This window comes from Paramagnetospirillum marisnigri (genome assembly GCF_001650715.1).
In the GTDB taxonomy this organism is placed as follows: Bacteria; Pseudomonadota; Alphaproteobacteria; order Rhodospirillales; family Magnetospirillaceae; genus Phaeospirillum; species Phaeospirillum marisnigri.
On the sequence record NZ_LWQT01000053.1, the window covers coordinates 1 to 16753 of the forward strand.

The 16753-nt window shown below is 63.7% G+C and carries 11 protein-coding genes; 1 reads left to right on the forward strand and 10 read right to left on the reverse strand.

Going from position 1 to position 16753, the window contains the following annotated elements; genetic code table 11:
• Positions 1-246 precede the first annotated feature (246 nt).
• From A6A04_RS09485 to tilS, 10 genes are all read right to left on the reverse strand, one after another.
• A complete protein-coding gene (locus tag A6A04_RS09485; protein ID WP_156612541.1) occupies positions 247-1065 on the reverse strand; it encodes a hypothetical protein in 819 nt (272 codons plus the stop codon).
• Between the two features lie 540 nt (positions 1066-1605).
• Positions 1606-3393: a sensor histidine kinase gene (locus tag A6A04_RS09490; RefSeq protein WP_068492237.1), complete on the reverse strand. Its 1788-nt coding sequence runs from the start codon at positions 3391-3393 to the stop codon at positions 1606-1608.
• A gap of 388 nt (positions 3394-3781) precedes the next feature.
• Positions 3782-4894 (reverse strand): branched-chain amino acid ABC transporter substrate-binding protein, encoded by a 1113-nt coding sequence (locus tag A6A04_RS09495; RefSeq protein ID WP_082914825.1) that lies wholly within the window; start codon positions 4892-4894, stop codon positions 3782-3784.
• 18 nt (positions 4895-4912) lie between these two features.
• Positions 4913-7804 (reverse strand): NHLP bacteriocin export ABC transporter permease/ATPase subunit, encoded by a 2892-nt coding sequence (locus A6A04_RS09500; RefSeq protein WP_156612542.1) that lies wholly within the window; start codon positions 7802-7804, stop codon positions 4913-4915.
• Complete coding sequence (locus tag A6A04_RS09505; RefSeq protein WP_407670251.1) at positions 7794-9983, reverse strand: NHLP family bacteriocin export ABC transporter peptidase/permease/ATPase subunit; 2190 nt, start codon at positions 9981-9983, stop codon at positions 7794-7796. The genes A6A04_RS09500 and A6A04_RS09505 overlap by 11 nt, the downstream gene beginning before the upstream one ends.
• A complete protein-coding gene (locus A6A04_RS09510; RefSeq protein WP_156612543.1) occupies positions 9980-11227 on the reverse strand; it encodes an NHLP bacteriocin system secretion protein in 1248 nt (415 codons plus the stop codon). The genes A6A04_RS09505 and A6A04_RS09510 overlap by 4 nt, the downstream gene beginning before the upstream one ends.
• 88 nt (positions 11228-11315) lie before the next feature.
• Positions 11316-11465 (reverse strand): hypothetical protein, encoded by a 150-nt coding sequence (locus A6A04_RS22290; protein WP_156612544.1) that lies wholly within the window; start codon positions 11463-11465, stop codon positions 11316-11318.
• 240 nt (positions 11466-11705) lie between these two features.
• Positions 11706-12857: a dihydropteroate synthase gene (gene folP / locus A6A04_RS09515; RefSeq protein ID WP_068492242.1), complete on the reverse strand. Its 1152-nt coding sequence runs from the start codon at positions 12855-12857 to the stop codon at positions 11706-11708.
• A complete protein-coding gene (gene ftsH, locus A6A04_RS09520; protein WP_068492243.1) occupies positions 12850-14769 on the reverse strand; it encodes an ATP-dependent zinc metalloprotease FtsH in 1920 nt (639 codons plus the stop codon). The genes folP and ftsH overlap by 8 nt, the downstream gene beginning before the upstream one ends.
• A gap of 80 nt (positions 14770-14849) precedes the next feature.
• Positions 14850-16163 carry a tRNA lysidine(34) synthetase TilS gene (gene tilS / locus A6A04_RS09525; protein ID WP_068492244.1) on the reverse strand — a complete coding sequence of 438 codons (1314 nt, stop codon included), beginning with the start codon at positions 16161-16163 and terminating at the stop codon, positions 14850-14852.
• A gap of 77 nt (positions 16164-16240) precedes the next feature.
• Here tilS and A6A04_RS09530 point away from each other — a divergent pair, with 77 nt between their 5' ends.
• Positions 16241-16717, forward strand: a complete 477-nt coding sequence (locus A6A04_RS09530) for a GNAT family N-acetyltransferase (RefSeq protein ID WP_068492245.1) — start codon at positions 16241-16243, stop codon at positions 16715-16717.
• Positions 16718-16753 lie beyond the last annotated feature (36 nt).

The following is a 16753-nucleotide window of genomic DNA, read 5'->3' on the forward strand; positions in this document are numbered from 1 at the left end:
TCATATCCGCCCCCTGTTCCGTCATACGGATAGGGAATCACGAAACCCGAGCCGACGCCAGTTTCCGGAGGTGCCCAGGATTATAGCGCAGGCGGGCGACGGTGGGAAGGGGGGAAACGCTGGTCCGATCAACGCCCTCCTTCGGCATCGGCCGCAGGTTCGAATCCAGCCGGTTGGGCAGATGTGCCGGGGATGTGGGCGAGGTCGCGGCCTGTTACGGCGCGCCGTTCCAAAACTGACGCTTCACTACGGCTCAAATGCCGCAACGATGAATGCATCGAGTTGCATCCGTGCCAAATATCCGGGTAACCACTTGCCAATGCCCTGCGCAATCCAGTTGTCGTGCAGCAGCAGATCGACGGCATTGCGGTTGAACGCGGGGGTGTCAACGCCATCGACGGGCTGGCTCCAGGCCGCGATGGGCACAAAAGGAACGTTGGGTTGCCGGAACGTCGCGGCCACGCCGTGCTGGTCGTGGGTCTCTACGGTGATGGCAGCAGAGTGGCCGTCCGAAGTCGGCTCGACGGTATAAGTCAGGAAATACGGATGGTTGGCATTGCCCATCATCTGGGCTGGGGCGATGGACTGAAAGCCCGCCAGCAGCGCATGGCGATAGGAAGAACTTTGGTTGGCTTGAAAGCGAATGCACATGCATCGCTCACTGGCGCCCCAGTCCACCGCCGCCAGGGTTGGGCGGTCGAGGGGCATCCCATCCACGAATTTGGTGGTGTAATAGATCGCATCCTTGCTGCGGGGGATTTTCCGATCCACCCACCAAGTGGCCTCTGGTCGGGCGGTCATCTGACCAATGGCTGCCGGCAGGTGGGTATTGAGGCCCAGCACCACTAACCCGGCCAGGAAAGCGCCCATCCGGGCCAAACGGCCAGTGACAAACCCTGCCAACCAGACGGCCAGCATGACAACCATAGCTGTCGGAATTAGCCAGCCGGACAGCAGGAAAATTACTCCGCCGCCCATACCGGTAGCAGGATGAAGTGTCCCCCAGAAGGCCACCGCGGAGAGGAGTGCTGTGACAGGCAAAGAAAAACTGCGTCTAGCAATCATGGTCGGAAAGGTCCCGTCTGGCCCGGAGAATACGGGCAGGGTTGCACAGTAGTGGCAAGTTCTCCGTTCCCAGACTGTCATCCCGATAGCACAGCATAACTAGCTTTGCCAGCAGGCGCCAGACAGTCGGACCGGCATACTGTACGCCAAGTTAAGCGGTCCAATTCCAACATGACTGTCAACGCCGGAGGAAACGAGAGCCGCTCGATGTTTGGGGATAGGGGAAACGCGAAGGGAGTCCCATCGCCTCCTTTACTGACTGATTCTCGGACACCGCGATCAGGAAGTGAAAGAAAATTCCATGCGGGTGTACCTGGGTCGTACCGCCGGCACACATTGACACTAAAATGCGAATACCTCGAAATACACAGGGAACAAGCCAAGCTTATGCTTAGCTTATTACTGACGATATCTGTAGGCCTTACTTCCGGATGGCAGCGCTCTATCCAGCTGAGCTACGGCCGCGCGGGTCTCGGGTGAACGAGAGGCCGGGGTTCTAGCGCAAGGCCGCAACGGTGGGAAGGGGGGAGATGCGGGGCGTTATTTGGCTGCGGGGCGGCTGGGCAGGGTGAAGCAGAACGTGCTTCCGCCCCCTTCGGTATCTTCAACCCAAATTTGTCCCCCATGCATCTCGATGATCTTCTTGGCGCTGGTCAGGCCGATGCCGGTGCCTTCGTATTCATTCCGGGTATGAAGGCGCTGGAACAGGACGAAGATGCGGTCTCGGTATTCTGGCGCGATGCCTATTCCGTTGTCGCTTATCCTGATCAGCCAGTCGCCGTCTTTCTTGTGAGCGGTGACCGTGATCCTGGGCGGTTGGCCTGGGCGACGGTATTTCAAGGCATTGCCAATGATGTTCTGGAACACGCGCACCAGTTCCACCGGATTGCCAGAGATGACGGGAAGGTCATCGGCAACCTGGACGCTACCTCCAGCATCGGCCAAGGCCATGGTAAGGTTGTCCAGGGCCTGGAGCGCCACGTCGCGTAAATTCACGATCTTGTCCGGTTCGCCATGGCGGCCGATACGGGAATAGTCCAGAAGATCATTGATCAACTGGCTCATACGCAGCGCTCCCTCGCGGGCATAGCCGATGAATTCATGGGCATCCTGGTCCAGTGAATCGCCATAGCGCTTGGCAAGCAGATCCACATAGGACACCACCATCCGGAGAGGCTCCTGTAGATCGTGGGATGCCACGTAGGCAAATTGCTCCAACTCGCTATTGGATGCCTGGAGCGCCGCAGTCCTCTGGGCCACAAGGGATTCCAGTTTGTCTCGATAGGAGTGAAGCTCACCTTCAACCGTCTTGAGAATTCGGCTGACCTCGATGGCTTCCCTGGGTCCGTGGGTGAGGACAACGACCGGCTCGCCCTTTCCCAAAGCGACGACCGGATCGGCCAGGGCCCGGACGGATCGGCTGATCTTGCCGCCGATGACCCAGGCGATCATGATTCCGGCAACCAACAGAACCGCCACCATGACGTAGATGATGGTGATCCGGTTCAGAGTCTCTGCCAGGACGAGGGTCCACGGGCGAGAGATGCCGACCGACCAGCCTGTTTTGGCCGATCGGCTAAAAGCGATGATGACATCCAGCCCTTCCAGCGTACGCGTCTCGACGATCCCTTCATGATCCTGCGTCATCCGTTCCAGCAGGGCGGGAACGCCTTTCTTGCCCACCAGCTTGTCTGCCAGATGGGTGCGCGCCGCGATCACGCCCTGTGGGTCGAACACTGCCGCCATGTGACCTTCGGGAAGGCGCTGGTCGGCCAGCAGTCTTTGGAGGGTATCAGGGAGGAGGCCGATGCTCAGCACGTGAGTGATCTCGCCGTCCCTTCGAACCGGGACGTCTACACTGAGAACATGACGCTGAAGCAGGCCGCCGATGTAGAGATCGGAGATCAGGGGAATGCCGTGTGTGAAAACCTTCTCGACCTGGTTGAGGTTGCCATGCCGGGCCAAAGGATCGCCGTAAGGGCGCAAGGTATTCAGGATCTGCTGGCCGCTGCGGTCGGTCACCACGATGGTGAAGCCGGGAAAACTGTCCGTCAGGACGGCCTTTGCCTCGGCGTGAAAGGACGCCAAGTCCCCGGTCCGAAGCCTGGGGGAGAGTGCCAATGCCTGGGCAACGTTCAGGCTGATGCTGAATTCCCGATCCATGGCGGCGGTCAGCGCGCGGGCGGTCTGGAGAGTATCAGTCTGGACCTGAGCTTTTTGGTTTTCGTAGAGAACCAGGGCGAGGAGGGCCAGTGCCACAACCAGTGGTGCGGTCGCGGTGAGGGCGCTGGCAAACAGTCTGGTCCGGATGCTGGCGCCAGATTGCATAATTTGTGGGGCCTTCGTGAAGAGCTGACCGTGCAGGCACTATGATATATATAAAAATATGGTGCCATGGGGGCGATCTTTTTTTGCATCGCAGATTTGAACAAGAAATGCCGCATTGTTTTCCGACAATTGCGTATCGGGCTGACCGGGGCGGATGTTCCTCTTCGTCGTCGCGGTCCTGAACCTCGATGCTGGGAAGGGGAGAAACGCTGGTCCGAGCAAGGCTCCCCTTCGGCCTCGGCCGTCGGCTCGAAGCCTACCGGTTGCGCCGTGTGCCGGGAGTGTGGCCGGGTGCCACAGAGGCAGCCTTCCACGCAGCAGAAACGGCGCTATCACGCGGACGTCTCAACCAATCAAAGTTGCGCGTTCTCAAGTGTCATATATCCGCTCATGGCCCGATGGTGGCACGCGGCAATGGGACACCGTTGCTCCAGCGTGATATTTGATACCGGATACCAAGGGCATCGCCGCTATGGCTGAAGCGCACATTACCCAATGGTGTGGCGAATTCATTGGCATGCAGGGCTGCCGCCACGGCCTTGGGTTCGGCTGATTTGGCGTGGCGTACCGCCTGGGCAAAGACCGTGACGGCGGCATAGGCGCTCAGTCCGTAGATGGTCACCGGCCGCCCGGCTTCGATCAAAGCCTTGCCGATCGCATCCAAACCCTCAAAGGTCGGATCGGCCGCAATGCTTGCAAACACCACGCCCTCCGCCGCAGGACCGGCTGCCTGCCAGAAAGCGGCCGGCGATGCGGCCTCGCCCGTAAAGAATGTGGGGTGGTAGTCCTGTTCGGCGCTGACCCGGACAAGCTGGACCATGTCATCGAAATATCCGCCGAAAAATACCACGTCGACACCTCGATCCTTCAGGCGGCGAACCAGGGGTAAGACGGCGGTGCTATCGCCGCTCAACGCGTCATAGACGGCCTCTCTCAGCTTGCGCTTGTTCAGACCGTCCTTGAATCCGTCGGCCAGCCCCTTGCCATAGCTTCGCTTGTCGTGGATGACGGCGATTTGCTTGTCGGCGTATTTGCGAGCGACGTGATTGGCCATGGCATCGGCCAAGCGGTCGTCCCGCCCGAACAGACGAAAGACCAGATCAAGCCCTCTTTCCGTCAATTTTGGGACGCTGCTGGATGGCGACAGCATGAGGACACCGTCCTCCTGATACACCAGTGAAGCAGGGACCGAGGCGCCCGAACAGGCATGACCGATCACCGCGCTGATGCCGTTCTTCACCATCTGCGTGGCCACCAAAGCACCTTGGCGGGCGTCGCAATGATCGTCGACCAATTCCAGACGCAATGGCTCGCCCAGCAGGCCGCCCCCCAGGTTGATCGCCTTTACGGCGGCTTCCGCTCCTGCCTTAAGGTCCTGACCCAGGATGGACTCGCCGGCCAGGGGGGCCGCCAGGGCAATGACCACCTCGGCCAGTGCCGGAGTGGTCGGCGCGACAAGGATCATCGCCACCAGTGATGCCGCCAACCTCCGGAATTTCATATCATCACCCTGTCACAGCTAACTGATCTGTCGCCGGGCCAGTTCGGCGAAGACGCCGTTACGGGCCATCAGCACGTCGAAATTACCCTCTTCCTCAACCCGCCCGTTGACCACGACATAGATTCGATCCGCGGCCTGGATCGTGCTGAGGCGATGGGCGATGACCACCCGCGTTGCCTTCAGCTTCTGCAGGCTTTGGCTGACGATGGTCTGTGTACGATTGTCCAGGGCGCTGGTGGCCTCGTCGAACAGGATGATTCGCGGCTTATGCACCAGCGCGCGCGCGATCAACAGCCGCTGACGCTGCCCGCCCGACAGGGTCGTACCGCCGCCGATCAAGACCGTGTGCATGCCCATGGGCATGGCCTCGATCTCATCGGCCAACCCGACGGCATGGGCCGCCTCCCAAGCATCGTCGACCGTCAGCCGTGATGAGCCGACGATATTCTTGAAGATGCTGCCGCTCGACAGCTTTCCGTTTTGCAGAACGACGCCGATCTGACGCCGGACGGCCTCGGGTTTCAGACCGGCGAGGTCCTTTCCCTCATAAAAGATGCTGCCGCTATCCGGCGTCTCAAACCCCATCAGCAGGCGGAATACGGTCGACTTGCCCGAGCCGGACGGACCGACGAAGGCGATGAACTCGCCCGGCCCCGCGCGCATGGACACTTCGCGCAGCACCGGCGGCCCGTCTTCGCCGTAGCGGAAGGAGACGTTGTTGATCTCGATATTGCCGTGAAGAATCCCCGGCTCGGCCTTGTCCCCATGGCTTTCCGGCACGGTGTGCAGGATCGGTCGGGCCAGATCATAAAGCGGCACTACCGTCAGCGCCGTCTGCATCACGGTCGACAGGCAGAGGGTTGCGGCCAGGAACTGCCCAAACGAGGCGGAAAAGGCGATGAACTGCCCCATTCCCAGAGGCTGACCGCCATAACCCATGACCATATACAACAGCATCGCCCCGAAGATGGGATAGGCGGCGTCGAAGCAATCGAGGCCAAGCTTGATCCGCATCCAACGCTTGTTGTGGGCGACGTCCTCGGTGAAGGCCGAGGCCCAGGCGGCGAAGGCGCGTTTCTCGGCCCCGGCCACCCGGATGGTGGCAATTCCCCGGATAATCTCGATGATCAGGCCACTCAAGCGGCCGCGCTTGCCCAGCATGGCGCGCTTTATCCGTCCCTGGCGGATATTGGCGATCAGGGTCACCGTCATGGCGACAAAGACCGTTCCCACGGCGATTGTCGCCAGCCGCGCGTCATACCAGAACAGCAGGATCAAATTGACCAGGGAGCCCACACCGCCCAACAGGGCCACGACCGTAGTGCCTCCCAGCAATTCACGGATTTGGCCAATGCTGTTGGCCCGCTGGGCCAGTTCGCCGGTGGAGAACTGGCGAAAGAAGTTGGCCGGCAGTTTGAGCAGCCGGTCCCACACCGCGGCGCCGACCTCACCATTCATCACGGTTTCCGCCCGCAGCAAGGTGAAGGCACGAACGATTTCGAACACCCCGGCCCCCACTGCCGCAGCGACGAGACCGAAGATGACGTCGAACAACTGGTCGCGGGCGGATAAGGGCACGATGCTGTCGAACAGCAAGCCGGTGACCACCGGGACCGCCAGCGCCAGCACGCTTGCCGCCAGACTGATGCCAAGCAAGGTCGCCATTTCGCGTTTGGTGTTGCGCAGTGCGAAAGTCAGGACGTCGACCGCCGTTAAAGGCTGATCGGGAAACGGCCGGTACAAGGTGTAGGCTTCGCCCTGCAAACCTTGGGCGATAGCGGCCGTAATGCGGCGTCGGCTGCCGGTCTCGGGATCGACGAGACGATAGCCCCCACCCGAACAGGGCAACAGCGCCACCGGCGCGTCGCCCTCCATCAGGAACCCCACGAGCGGCCCATTGTCGTGGCGCCACCATTGGCGATCCAGCGTCACCAGCCGGGACCGCAGGCGAGAAGCCTCAATGACGGCGACCAGAATGTCCCGCGTCGCTGAGGTCCCCACCAGATCGTCGGGCTCGATAACCGAAGCGCCGATCGCCTCGGCAACAAGACGGCAGGCGGCCGTCACCCGTGACGCGCTGGATGGCCCGGCAACCGGCGGAATCTCGATGCCGTAGAGCGCGAGCATGTTGCCGAATGAGCGCTCGACCACCCCGCGTTCATGCCGGTCCTGCGCGTCGATGCGGCTGCGGTCGGCCAACCGGCACTCATGCCCCCAGGCCAGCAAGCGTATCGCCTCCGCCGCTTCATGGCGGTCCAGCGCCGACCGCAGGCCGGGCAGCAGGCTCTCGGTCCGGGCGATGGTGAGGTTCGTGAAGGGCTCCACGTCCAAACCCGTCGCTGTGGTCAGCGGCGTGGGAAGATCACCCTCGGCCGTCACCCACCAGACCCCTCGTACCGAGGCGAGACTCGATGGCTCCTCGACGGTGATGGGGCTATCGTCGGTGATGGTCAGTGATCGGCGGCCGCATGTGCGGTTCGCAGTGCAGCCGGAGAGTGCGGTCAGCCAGGCGTCGAGAATTCCGGCCACCGCGGATCGGAGCGCGCTGCTTTCCTCGGCCAGGGCGAATAATTGATCGCGGCTGATCTCCAGCACGCGCGTACCGGTGGCGACGCCCACCGCCATCAAAGTTCCGACCTGATCGCATTGATCGTCGCGACCGGGGGGCATGGCCAAGGCCGCCTCTCCGGCGGCCACGGCGAACAATGGGCGACGTTCGATGCCGGTGCCGTCGCTGGCCCGCTCGGTAACCAGGAGAAGCTCTATTTTTCCGTCCAGCACCAAGAGCACCAGATCGGGATGGTCCAGGCGTCGCGACCAACGCCCGTCCACCTGGACCAAATGCCCCAGACCGGTCAAGGCATCAACCAGACTTTGCCGCAATTCGGGGGCGAGGCTATCACTCTGCACGGATCAACTCCGCATAGGGGCCGGGAATGGCACGCAGGCTGTCGTGATCGCCGCGTTGGAGAACTTTTCCATCGCTCAGAACGATAATCTCATCGCAGTCCCGGATTGTGCTTAGGCGATGAGCGACGACGATCACCGTACAGCCCCGACGCCGCAGGTTTTCCATCACCCGAATTTCAGTCAGAGGGTCCAGGGCGGATGTGGCCTCGTCCAGGACAAGGATGGACGGACAGCGCGCCAACGCCCGGGCGATTTCGATGCGCTGCGCCTGACCGCCGCTGAGGTTACGTCCACCCTCGGCAATATGGCCGTCATAGGCCTTGGCACGGGTGGCGATGAATTCGTGGATACAGGCATCCTTGGCCGCCTGAACCACGACGGCCTCGGGCACGGTTGGGTCCCAGAGGGTGATGTTGTTGCGGATGGTGTCGTCGAACAGGAAGATATCCTGGCTGACCTGGGCCAACGAGCTGACCACCTGCCGCCGCGGGCGCTCTGCCAATGGCTCGCCGTCGAGCAAGATCGCACCGGCGGAAGGGCTTAGCAGGCCGACGGCAAGCTTGCCCAGGGTGGACTTGCCACTTCCGGATCCGCCCACCAACGCCACCCACGATCCGGGGGTAAGGGCCAGGCTAAACCCTTCGAGTAGCGGAGGCGAGAGCGGGCTATAGCCGAAACTGACGTCACGAAACTCCAGATAGCCTGCCAGCTTGGCCGGGAATTCGGTTTCAGAGTCATGACGTTCAAAGCGCGAATCTACCGGCGTGTTGGTCACGTCGCTCAACTGGACGAGGGTATTCTTGAGGGATTGGTACTGTTCCGCCACCGCCGTCAGCCGGTTGATCGGCTCGGCAAAGCTGGCGAGCAGCGATTGAAAGGCGACCAAGGCGCCCAAGGTGATGGCGCCATCCATGGCCAGCAGGCCGCCATAGCCGAGGACGACCGCCGATGTCAGGCCGTTCAGCAGGGGCGACAGCGCATTGAGGAGCCCGGACAGAATCTCGAGATGCCGCCGGCCGTTCAGGACCAGTGCCTGCAATCCGGTCCATTCGCTGAAGAAGTCGGGCTCGGTTCCGGTGGCTTTCAGCGTCTCGATCAGTTGGACGCCTTCAATCGAGCAACTGGCCAGCTTGTCTTCGTCGCGCTCAAGTCGCTTGGCGCCGTTCTCCCGCAGCTTGGCGACGGCATGTATGGCCGCCAAATTCACCAGGCTCAATCCGATGCCGATAGCCGCCAGCCGGACATCGTACAGCACCATCACGATGGCGTAGAAAACGGCACAGATCAGGTTGAACGCAACGTCGGACAGCGGTCCGGCGACCAGATCGGCGAAACGCCTGCTGGCTTCGATCCGGGCCGCCACATCGCCGACATAGCGTTGGGTGAAGAACACCATGGGCAGCCGGAGCAATTGCCAGAACAGTTGCGTTGACGCCGAAATCCCCAGCTTCACCTGAAGCCTCAGTTGATGCACGCCGCGCAGCCATGTCAGCGCCGAGCGCATCACCGCCGTCAGCGCCATGCCAAGCAGCAGAGGCATCAGCCAGTCGTTGAGGCCGTTTCCCAGCACATCGTCGATGAAGATCCGGCTGATGGCCGGGATGACGATGCCGGGCACGACAAGAAAGAGGCTGACGAGAATGATCAGGGCGACGGCGTCCCATGACCGGTCCAGCCGCCGTCCCACCGCCGCCGTGAAGCTCGGGGGGCGTCCGCCGGGAACGAATCCCGGACCGGCGGCGAAAGTCAGCACAACGCCGGTGAAATACTCGTCGAATTCGTCGAAGCCGATGGCGCGACGGCCCAGGGCGGGGTCGTTGACATGGACGCAATCGCGGCCGATCCCCTCCAGCACCAGGAAATGGTTCATCCCCCAGAACAAAATCGCCGGCATCTTCAAATCGGCAAAGGCGGACAGGTCCGAGAGCTTCAGCCCCTTGGCCTCAAGGCCATAGCCGCGGGCGGCGGCCAGGATATTCTTGGCCTTGCTGCCGTCGCGCGACACACCGCACGCCACCCGCAACTCATCAAGCGGCACCCAGCGGCCGTAATGGGCGAGAATCATGCCCAGCGCGGCGGCACCGCATTCCAGGGCCTGAATCTGCAAGATCGTCGGACAGCGTCGGCGCGTCATCCGGGGCAGATATGGCGCGGACGGATCATCCACAGTCGGGGTCACAGTGCCAGCATCTGCCGGAGCGCCGGAATCAGCAATGCGATCGGCCGGTCCTCACGCACCGTCACCCAGACCTTGGCCAGAGAGCCGCTGCTCAACGGGATCGAGGCCGCCTTTGCCGAGGTCCAGCGATAACCACTCGCGGTCGATGGATCGGGAACGAGGGCGATCTTGATGGCGATCGCCGGCCCATCCTTCATGAAATGGCGAGAGAGGTCGTCATTGGCCAGGGCGCTGTTCACCTCGACCTGGGATTGAGGCAGCGGCGAGACCCAGACGACACGGCCCAGGATCGAGCCGAATTCCTCGCGCCGGATATTGGTGGGCGAGACCCGAACCGACATGCCGGGATGGATGTTCTTGCCCTGCTCGGCGGCCACATAGGCCATGACCTCCAGCCCATTGCCTCCCGATTCGATGGTCAGCAGGCGCTTGCCGGCCGAAACCAGGGAATGCAGCGATACCGGGGCCATGACCACCCGGCCAGGATCTTGCGAATATACCTGTGTCGCCAGATCCAAGGCCAGCCGGGCGCTGTTGATTTGCGCAGTGGCGTCGTGGATTTTCTGATCGAACGATTCCAGCGCCTGATCGCGTTGGTCCAGCAGCGCTCTCGGTAAATTCAGGGACGAGATCTCCATCCGAATCCGGTTGGCGGTCACGCGCGCGGCGAAAAGATGCTCTTGCGCCTCATGCACCCGGTCGGCCGAGCCCGGGTTCTTGGCCAATCCGGCCTTTCGTTCTCCGACCTGTCGTTCAATATCGGTGATATTGCGCTCGGACAGATCGAGGGCCTCAAGCAAGCCGGCGCGGCGCTGCGCGATAGCGTGCCGCTCAGCCTCGATCTGGGCGGCAAATCTGCTTTGGCTGGCGGCGCGCTGAGCGTTCAGCAGGGCCAATCTGGCGGCCAACTCGTCGACGCTGCGGCTGCTCTCCGGCGCATTGAGCCGCGCAATCAGTTGGCCGCCTTTCACCTCCTGACCGATGGGGGCCAGATATTCCAGCCAGCCTTCCTTGGGTGAAAAGATGTCGACGAAGACACCATCCTCCACATGGACCAGCCCCTGCCCCTGGACGGTGACACGATAGGTGCCGAACCATGCCCAGGCCGCCGCCGCGACCAGGATCAGGCCGCAGGCGACAACCCCAAGCCAGCCGACCGGCCGGACGACCTGCATGGCCATGTCCAGCCGATCAGGCGACGAGATCTGCTTGAGAGCCTCTGGTCTGAACTTCAGGCCTGCCAATTGTGGGAACTCCGAGGTGAGGCCTGCCCTGCCATGTCATCGACCCGCAGGGAATGCCCCCTTCCCACTGGCCACCCGTGGGTCGGGCTCAGCCGGCCTTGCCGCCAGCCTTGCCACCGGCCACCTTATCGAGGTCGGCCTCATCAAGCTCAACCACCTTGGGCGGCGTGGTCGGAGTGGCCGTCTTCACCTCATCCACTTTTGCCGCGGATGCGGACGTCTTGACGTCTGTGCTCATGACTATTCGTCTCCCAATGATTCGTTCACCGTCTTTGCGGAACAACCGTATAATCTTTACAGACAATCATCCAATGCTATTCGAATAAGGTCGGCGAGATTAACCCCACCGAATTGCGCGGCATCGCCACCAAGCTTAACGAACACAAGCACCGGACAGCGCGGGGGTGACGCGAAAACGGGAGATGGGTCGAGCTTTTCCGCAGCCTGCTTGATCGCGTTGATCCCGCAGGCAAGGATCTCACGCTCCCGTCCGCATCGCCCGCCATACCGCCAGGGCCTGAAGGGTCTCGGGGACATCGTGGACGCGGAGTATCTGCATTCCGGCGTCCAGCCCGGCCAGATTCGCCGCCATTGTGCCGGGCAGACGGTGGGCGGCGTCCTCGCCCCTGGACAGCCGGGCGACGAAGCTCTTGCGGCTTACCCCCAGCAGCACCGGGCAGCCGAGGGCGTGCAGCAGCGTCAGCGAGCCCAGGATCTGGGCGTTATGGGCGGGAGTCTTGCCGAAGCCGATACCGGGATCGACGCAAATCCGAGACAGCGGGAGTCCGGCCGCCTCGCAGGCCCTCACCCGCCCGGCCAGATGGTCGAGAACATCCAAGGGCGCGCAGTCATAGCAAGGATCGGCCTGCATGGTGCGGGGGTCATCGCCCCGCATGTGCATCAGGCAGAGATCGGCCCCCGAAGCGGCCACCACTTTGAGGGAGTCGGGATCGCCCAACAGGGCGGTAACGTCGTTGATGATGCGCGCCCCCGCCCTCATCGCCGAATCCATGACGCGGGCGTGGCGGGTGTCGATGGAAACGCAAATCCCCTTCTCCGCCAGGGCGCGGACCACCGGAATGACGCGGCGCTCCTCTTCCTCCACCGGCACCGGCTCGGCGCCGGGCCGGGTTGATTCGCCGCCCACATCGATGAGGGAAGCCCCCGCCTCCACCATCGCTAAGGCGCGGGCGATGGCATCGTCGAAAGCGAAGGCCTCGCCGCCGTCGGAAAAGCTGTCGGGGGTGACGTTGACGATGCCCATGACATGGGGCCGATCCATGGGCAGCCCGGCCCAATCCGGGCGCTTGGCCCCCATGCGATGGATGGACTGGGCCACATGGCGGGCGATGGCGGGCTCCTCGCCCTCGGCCCATTCCACCACCTCGTTGAACGGGGCGACGGCGATGCTGGCCCCGCCGCCGTCCTGGCGCAGCAGCACCCCCAGGGCGGTAAAGGCCGCAGGGCCCTCGGCCAGCGGCCAGCCATTGCCCGAGATGATGGCGGCGGCGGCCTGCTCGCCCCAGACCAGCCCGGTGGGCAGGAGATGGAGACAGCCATCCTGAAACTCGAAGCCCCGCGGCAAGGCGGGGCTTCGGCGGAAGGCGGATTGGGTGGAACCCTCAGCCACCGGGCTGGGGCTCCGGTCCGAAGCTACCCCGGGTGGACGGTCCCGAACTCGGCACCGAGGACCGCCGGGGCTGGTCCTTGGACCGGTAGTCGCCGCTGTCGTCCTTGGTCAGGGGCTCTCCCCGGATCAGGGTGTCGATGTCGTCGCGGGACAGGGTCTCGTATTCCAGCAGGCCCTTGGCGATGATCTCCAACTCGGCACGGTACTTGGCGAGGATTTCCCGGGCAGTGGTTTCACCCTCCTCGACGAAGCGGCGAACCTCGGAGTCGATCAAGGAAGCGGTCGCCTCGGACACATTCTTGTGCTGGGTCACCGAATGGCCCAGGAAGACTTCCTCCTGGTTGTCGTTATAGCGCAGCGGCCCGAGCTTCTCCGAGAAGCCGAACTCGGTCACCAGCTTGCGCGACAGTTCGGTGGCGCGCTGGATGTCGTTGGAAGCCCCGGTGGTCACCGCGTCGAGGCCGAAGATCATCTCTTCCGCCACCCGGCCGCCGAAGAAGGCGGCGATCATGGACTTGATCTGGCGCAGCGACAGGGAATAGCGGTCGCGTTCCGGCAGCGACATGGTCAGCCCCAGGGCGCGGCCGCGCGGAATGATGGTGACCTTGTGCAGCGGCTCGTGGCCGGGCACATGCATCATCACCAGGGCGTGACCGGCCTCGTGATAGGCGGTCAGCTTCTTCTCGTCCTCGGACATGACCATGGAGCGGCGCTCGGCCCCCATCATCACCTTGTCCTTGGCCGCCTCGAAATCCGACATGGTCACCACGCGCTTGCCGATGCGCGCCGCCAGCAAGGCGGCCTCGTTGACCAGATTGGCCAGATCGGCACCGGAAAAGCCGGGAGTGCCGCGGGCGATGACGCGGGCGTCCACGTCCGGCGACAGCGGCACCTTGCGCATATGAACCTTCAGGATCTTCTCGCGGCCCAGGATATCGGGATTGGGCACCGTCACCTGACGGTCGAAGCGGCCGGGACGCAACAGCGCCGGGTCCAGCACGTCGGGACGGTTGGTGGCGGCGATCAGGATGACGCCCTCGTTGGACTCGAAGCCGTCCATCTCCACCAGCAGCTGGTTCAGGGTCTGCTCGCGCTCGTCATTGCCGCCGCCCAGCCCGGCGCCGCGATGGCGGCCGACGGCGTCGATTTCGTCGATGAAGATGATGCAGGGCGCGTTCTTCTTGCCCTGCTCGAACATGTCGCGGACACGGGACGCGCCGACGCCGACGAACATCTCGACGAAGTCGGAGCCCGAAATGGTGAAGAACGGCACATTGGCCTCGCCGGCGATGGCGCGGGCCAGCAGGGTCTTGCCGGTGCCGGGCGGACCGACCAGCAGGCAGCCCTTGGGAATCTTACCGCCCAGGCGCTGGAACTTCTGCGGGTCCTTCAGGAACTCGACGATCTCTTCCAGTTCCTGCTTGGCCTCGTCGATGCCCGCCACATCCTCGAAGGTGACGCGGCCGGTCTTTTCGGTCAGCAGGCGGGCGCGGGACTTGCCGAAGCCCATGGCCTTGCCGCCGCCCGACTGCATCTGGCGCATGAAGAACACCCAGACGCCGATCAGCAGCAGCATGGGGAACCAAGACACCAGCACGCTCCACAGGGTGGGCGTGTCCTCGCTGGGCGGCACGGCGGTGATGCGCACGTTCTGGGAGCGAAGCTTGTCCACCACATTGGCATCGGCAGGCATATAGGTGGCGAAAGGACGGCCATCGGTGAAGTGCCCGTTGATTCCCTGGCCCTGGATGGTCACATCTGCGACGGCACCACGATCCACCTCCGACAGGAAGTCGGAATAGGAGGTCTGGCCCAGCCCACGCGGCGGAGTCGATGCCTGGAACAGGTTGAAAAGCATCACCAACAGCACGGCGATGATGACCCACAACGCCAGGTTCTTGCTGAAATTCAAGGTCAGGTCCTTCCCGGTTGCGTCAGGCGGGTCGTGGCACGGCCCGCAAGCATCGCCCTACACATAATGCCAATTCCCGCCTAGACAAGGCGAGGCCCACCAGCGCAGATGCGATGGACGGGGGAGAAATCCAGCCGCCGCAGCGATTGCAGGGCCGCATCAAGGTTATAGCCGAGGTGAGGCACCGCGAAAACATCATCCTCGCGCCAGAGCGCGGGAATCGTCGCCCGGGCAAGGGACGGCACCCAGGCCAGCCTCCGGCTTCCCAGGGACACCGCCACCTGGCGCCAGCCTCCCCGGCCCAGCCCCCCCAGGCGTAATCCGGCCGGAGCATCGTCGGCCAGAACAGCCCGGAAGCGGCCATCCCAGGTCTGGACCATACCCACGAGCAAGGCCTGTGGCGGCGCCTGCCGCGCCAGTTCGCGGCACAACACCACCTCCCCCCCCCGGCAAGCCACCCGGCACCCCGCCAGGGTGGCGTCGGCGGTGCCGTCCCGAACCATCCCAAACAGCCGTTCCAGCCGTTCCAGCCGGGGCGGATGGACGCCGCCCCCCACCGCCATCACCAGACGCGCCAACAGCCGCAAGCCGATTTCCTCGGGCAGTTGGGTGAAGGCGACGGCGGCGCAGCGGGCGAAACCGGCGGGATGCAGCTCGACCCAGCGGGCGGCGGCGGCGGCCACCGCCTGATCCAGGGCGGCGCGGACGCGGGCCATGCGCGACGCCGTCGCCGCCAGCCGTTCGGCCGAGAGCCCTTCCGCCGCCAGATCGGGGGCGAGGCGCCGCAACCGGATGCGGGCATAGGCGGAATTCTGGTTGGAGGGATCCTCGATCCAGTCCTGGCCAAGCTGGCGCAGGGTCGCGCTCAGCCGTGCCTTGTGAATCTCCAGCAAGGGCCGGAGCAGCCTCCCCCAGGCGGTGGCCTGGATCGGTGCCATGGCGGCAAGGCCGTCGACCCCCGAGCCGCGCCCCAGCCGCAGCAGCAGGGTCTCGGCCTGATCCTCGCGATGATGGGCCAGCAGCAGATGCAGGATGCCCGCCTCGCGGCAGGCCCCGGCCAGCAAGGCATGACGGGCGGCCCGGGCGGAGGCCTGAATGTCGGTGTCCGGCTTCGGCCCGGTCCAGGCCAGGATGCGATGGGGAACAGCGTGGGCCGACATCCATGTGGCGACCAGCTCGGCCTCGGCGCCGGATTCGGGCCGCAGGCCATGATCGACGGTCAACGCCAGGACGGAACCACCCCGCCAGGCGGCCCATTCCTTGGCCAACAGGGCCAAAGCCAGGCTGTCGCCCCCGCCCGAGACCGCCACCGCGAGCCGGGGCCGGGCCTCGAACGGCCCCAATGGGGCCATGAGGGCGGCAAAGTCGTCGGAGGAGATGGGAGCCTGGGTCATGGCATGGATTGAAGCATCAAGGCAGGGGACAGGCCAAGCCTCTTGGAGGCGGTCCCATCCCATGCTGGAATGGCACCATGTTCAAAGCCGCCCCGCTCCTCCGCGCCATGACGCCCGACGACATGCCCGCCCTTATCGCCCTGTTCCGCGCCTCGGTGCGCCAGGTGGCAAGGCGTGATTACCACGAGGAGCAACTGCGCGCTTGGGCGCCCGACAGCATCGACCTGACGGAGTGGACGCAGCGGCATGGCGATCGGCCGGGCTGGGTCGCGGTGACGGACGGTTCGCTTTCGGGCTTCTGTGAGTTGGAAACAGATGGCCATCTGGACATGATGTTCGTCCATCCCGACCGCCAGGGCCAGGGCATCGCCTCGGCTCTGCTGGTCCAAACGGAAAGCGTGGCCCGACAATGGGGCCTAACCCGCCTGTTCACCGAGGCCAGCCTTACCGCCCGCCCCTTCTTCGAGGCGCGCGGCTTCCAGATCATCGAATCGCAGGTCGTGACGGTTCGCGGCCAGGATTTCATCAACATCCGGATGGAGAAGGGGCTGTAGGGTCAATGGACATTCAAACGGATGGGGCTGAAATTT

Coding starts and splice junctions, on each gene's coding strand:
- A6A04_RS09485 (WP_156612541.1), bottom strand. CDS start 1,065: ATGATTGCTAGACGCAGTTTTTCTTTGCCTGTCACAGCACTCCTCTCC.
- A6A04_RS09490 (WP_068492237.1), bottom strand. CDS start 3,393: ATGCAATCTGGCGCCAGCATCCGGACCAGACTGTTTGCCAGCGCCCTC.
- A6A04_RS09495 (WP_082914825.1), bottom strand. CDS start 4,894: ATGAAATTCCGGAGGTTGGCGGCATCACTGGTGGCGATGATCCTTGTC.
- A6A04_RS22290 (WP_156612544.1), bottom strand. CDS start 11,465: ATGAGCACAGACGTCAAGACGTCCGCATCCGCGGCAAAAGTGGATGAG.
- tilS (WP_068492244.1), bottom strand. CDS start 16,163: ATGACCCAGGCTCCCATCTCCTCCGACGACTTTGCCGCCCTCATGGCC.
- A6A04_RS09530 (WP_068492245.1), top strand. CDS start 16,241: ATGTTCAAAGCCGCCCCGCTCCTCCGCGCCATGACGCCCGACGACATG.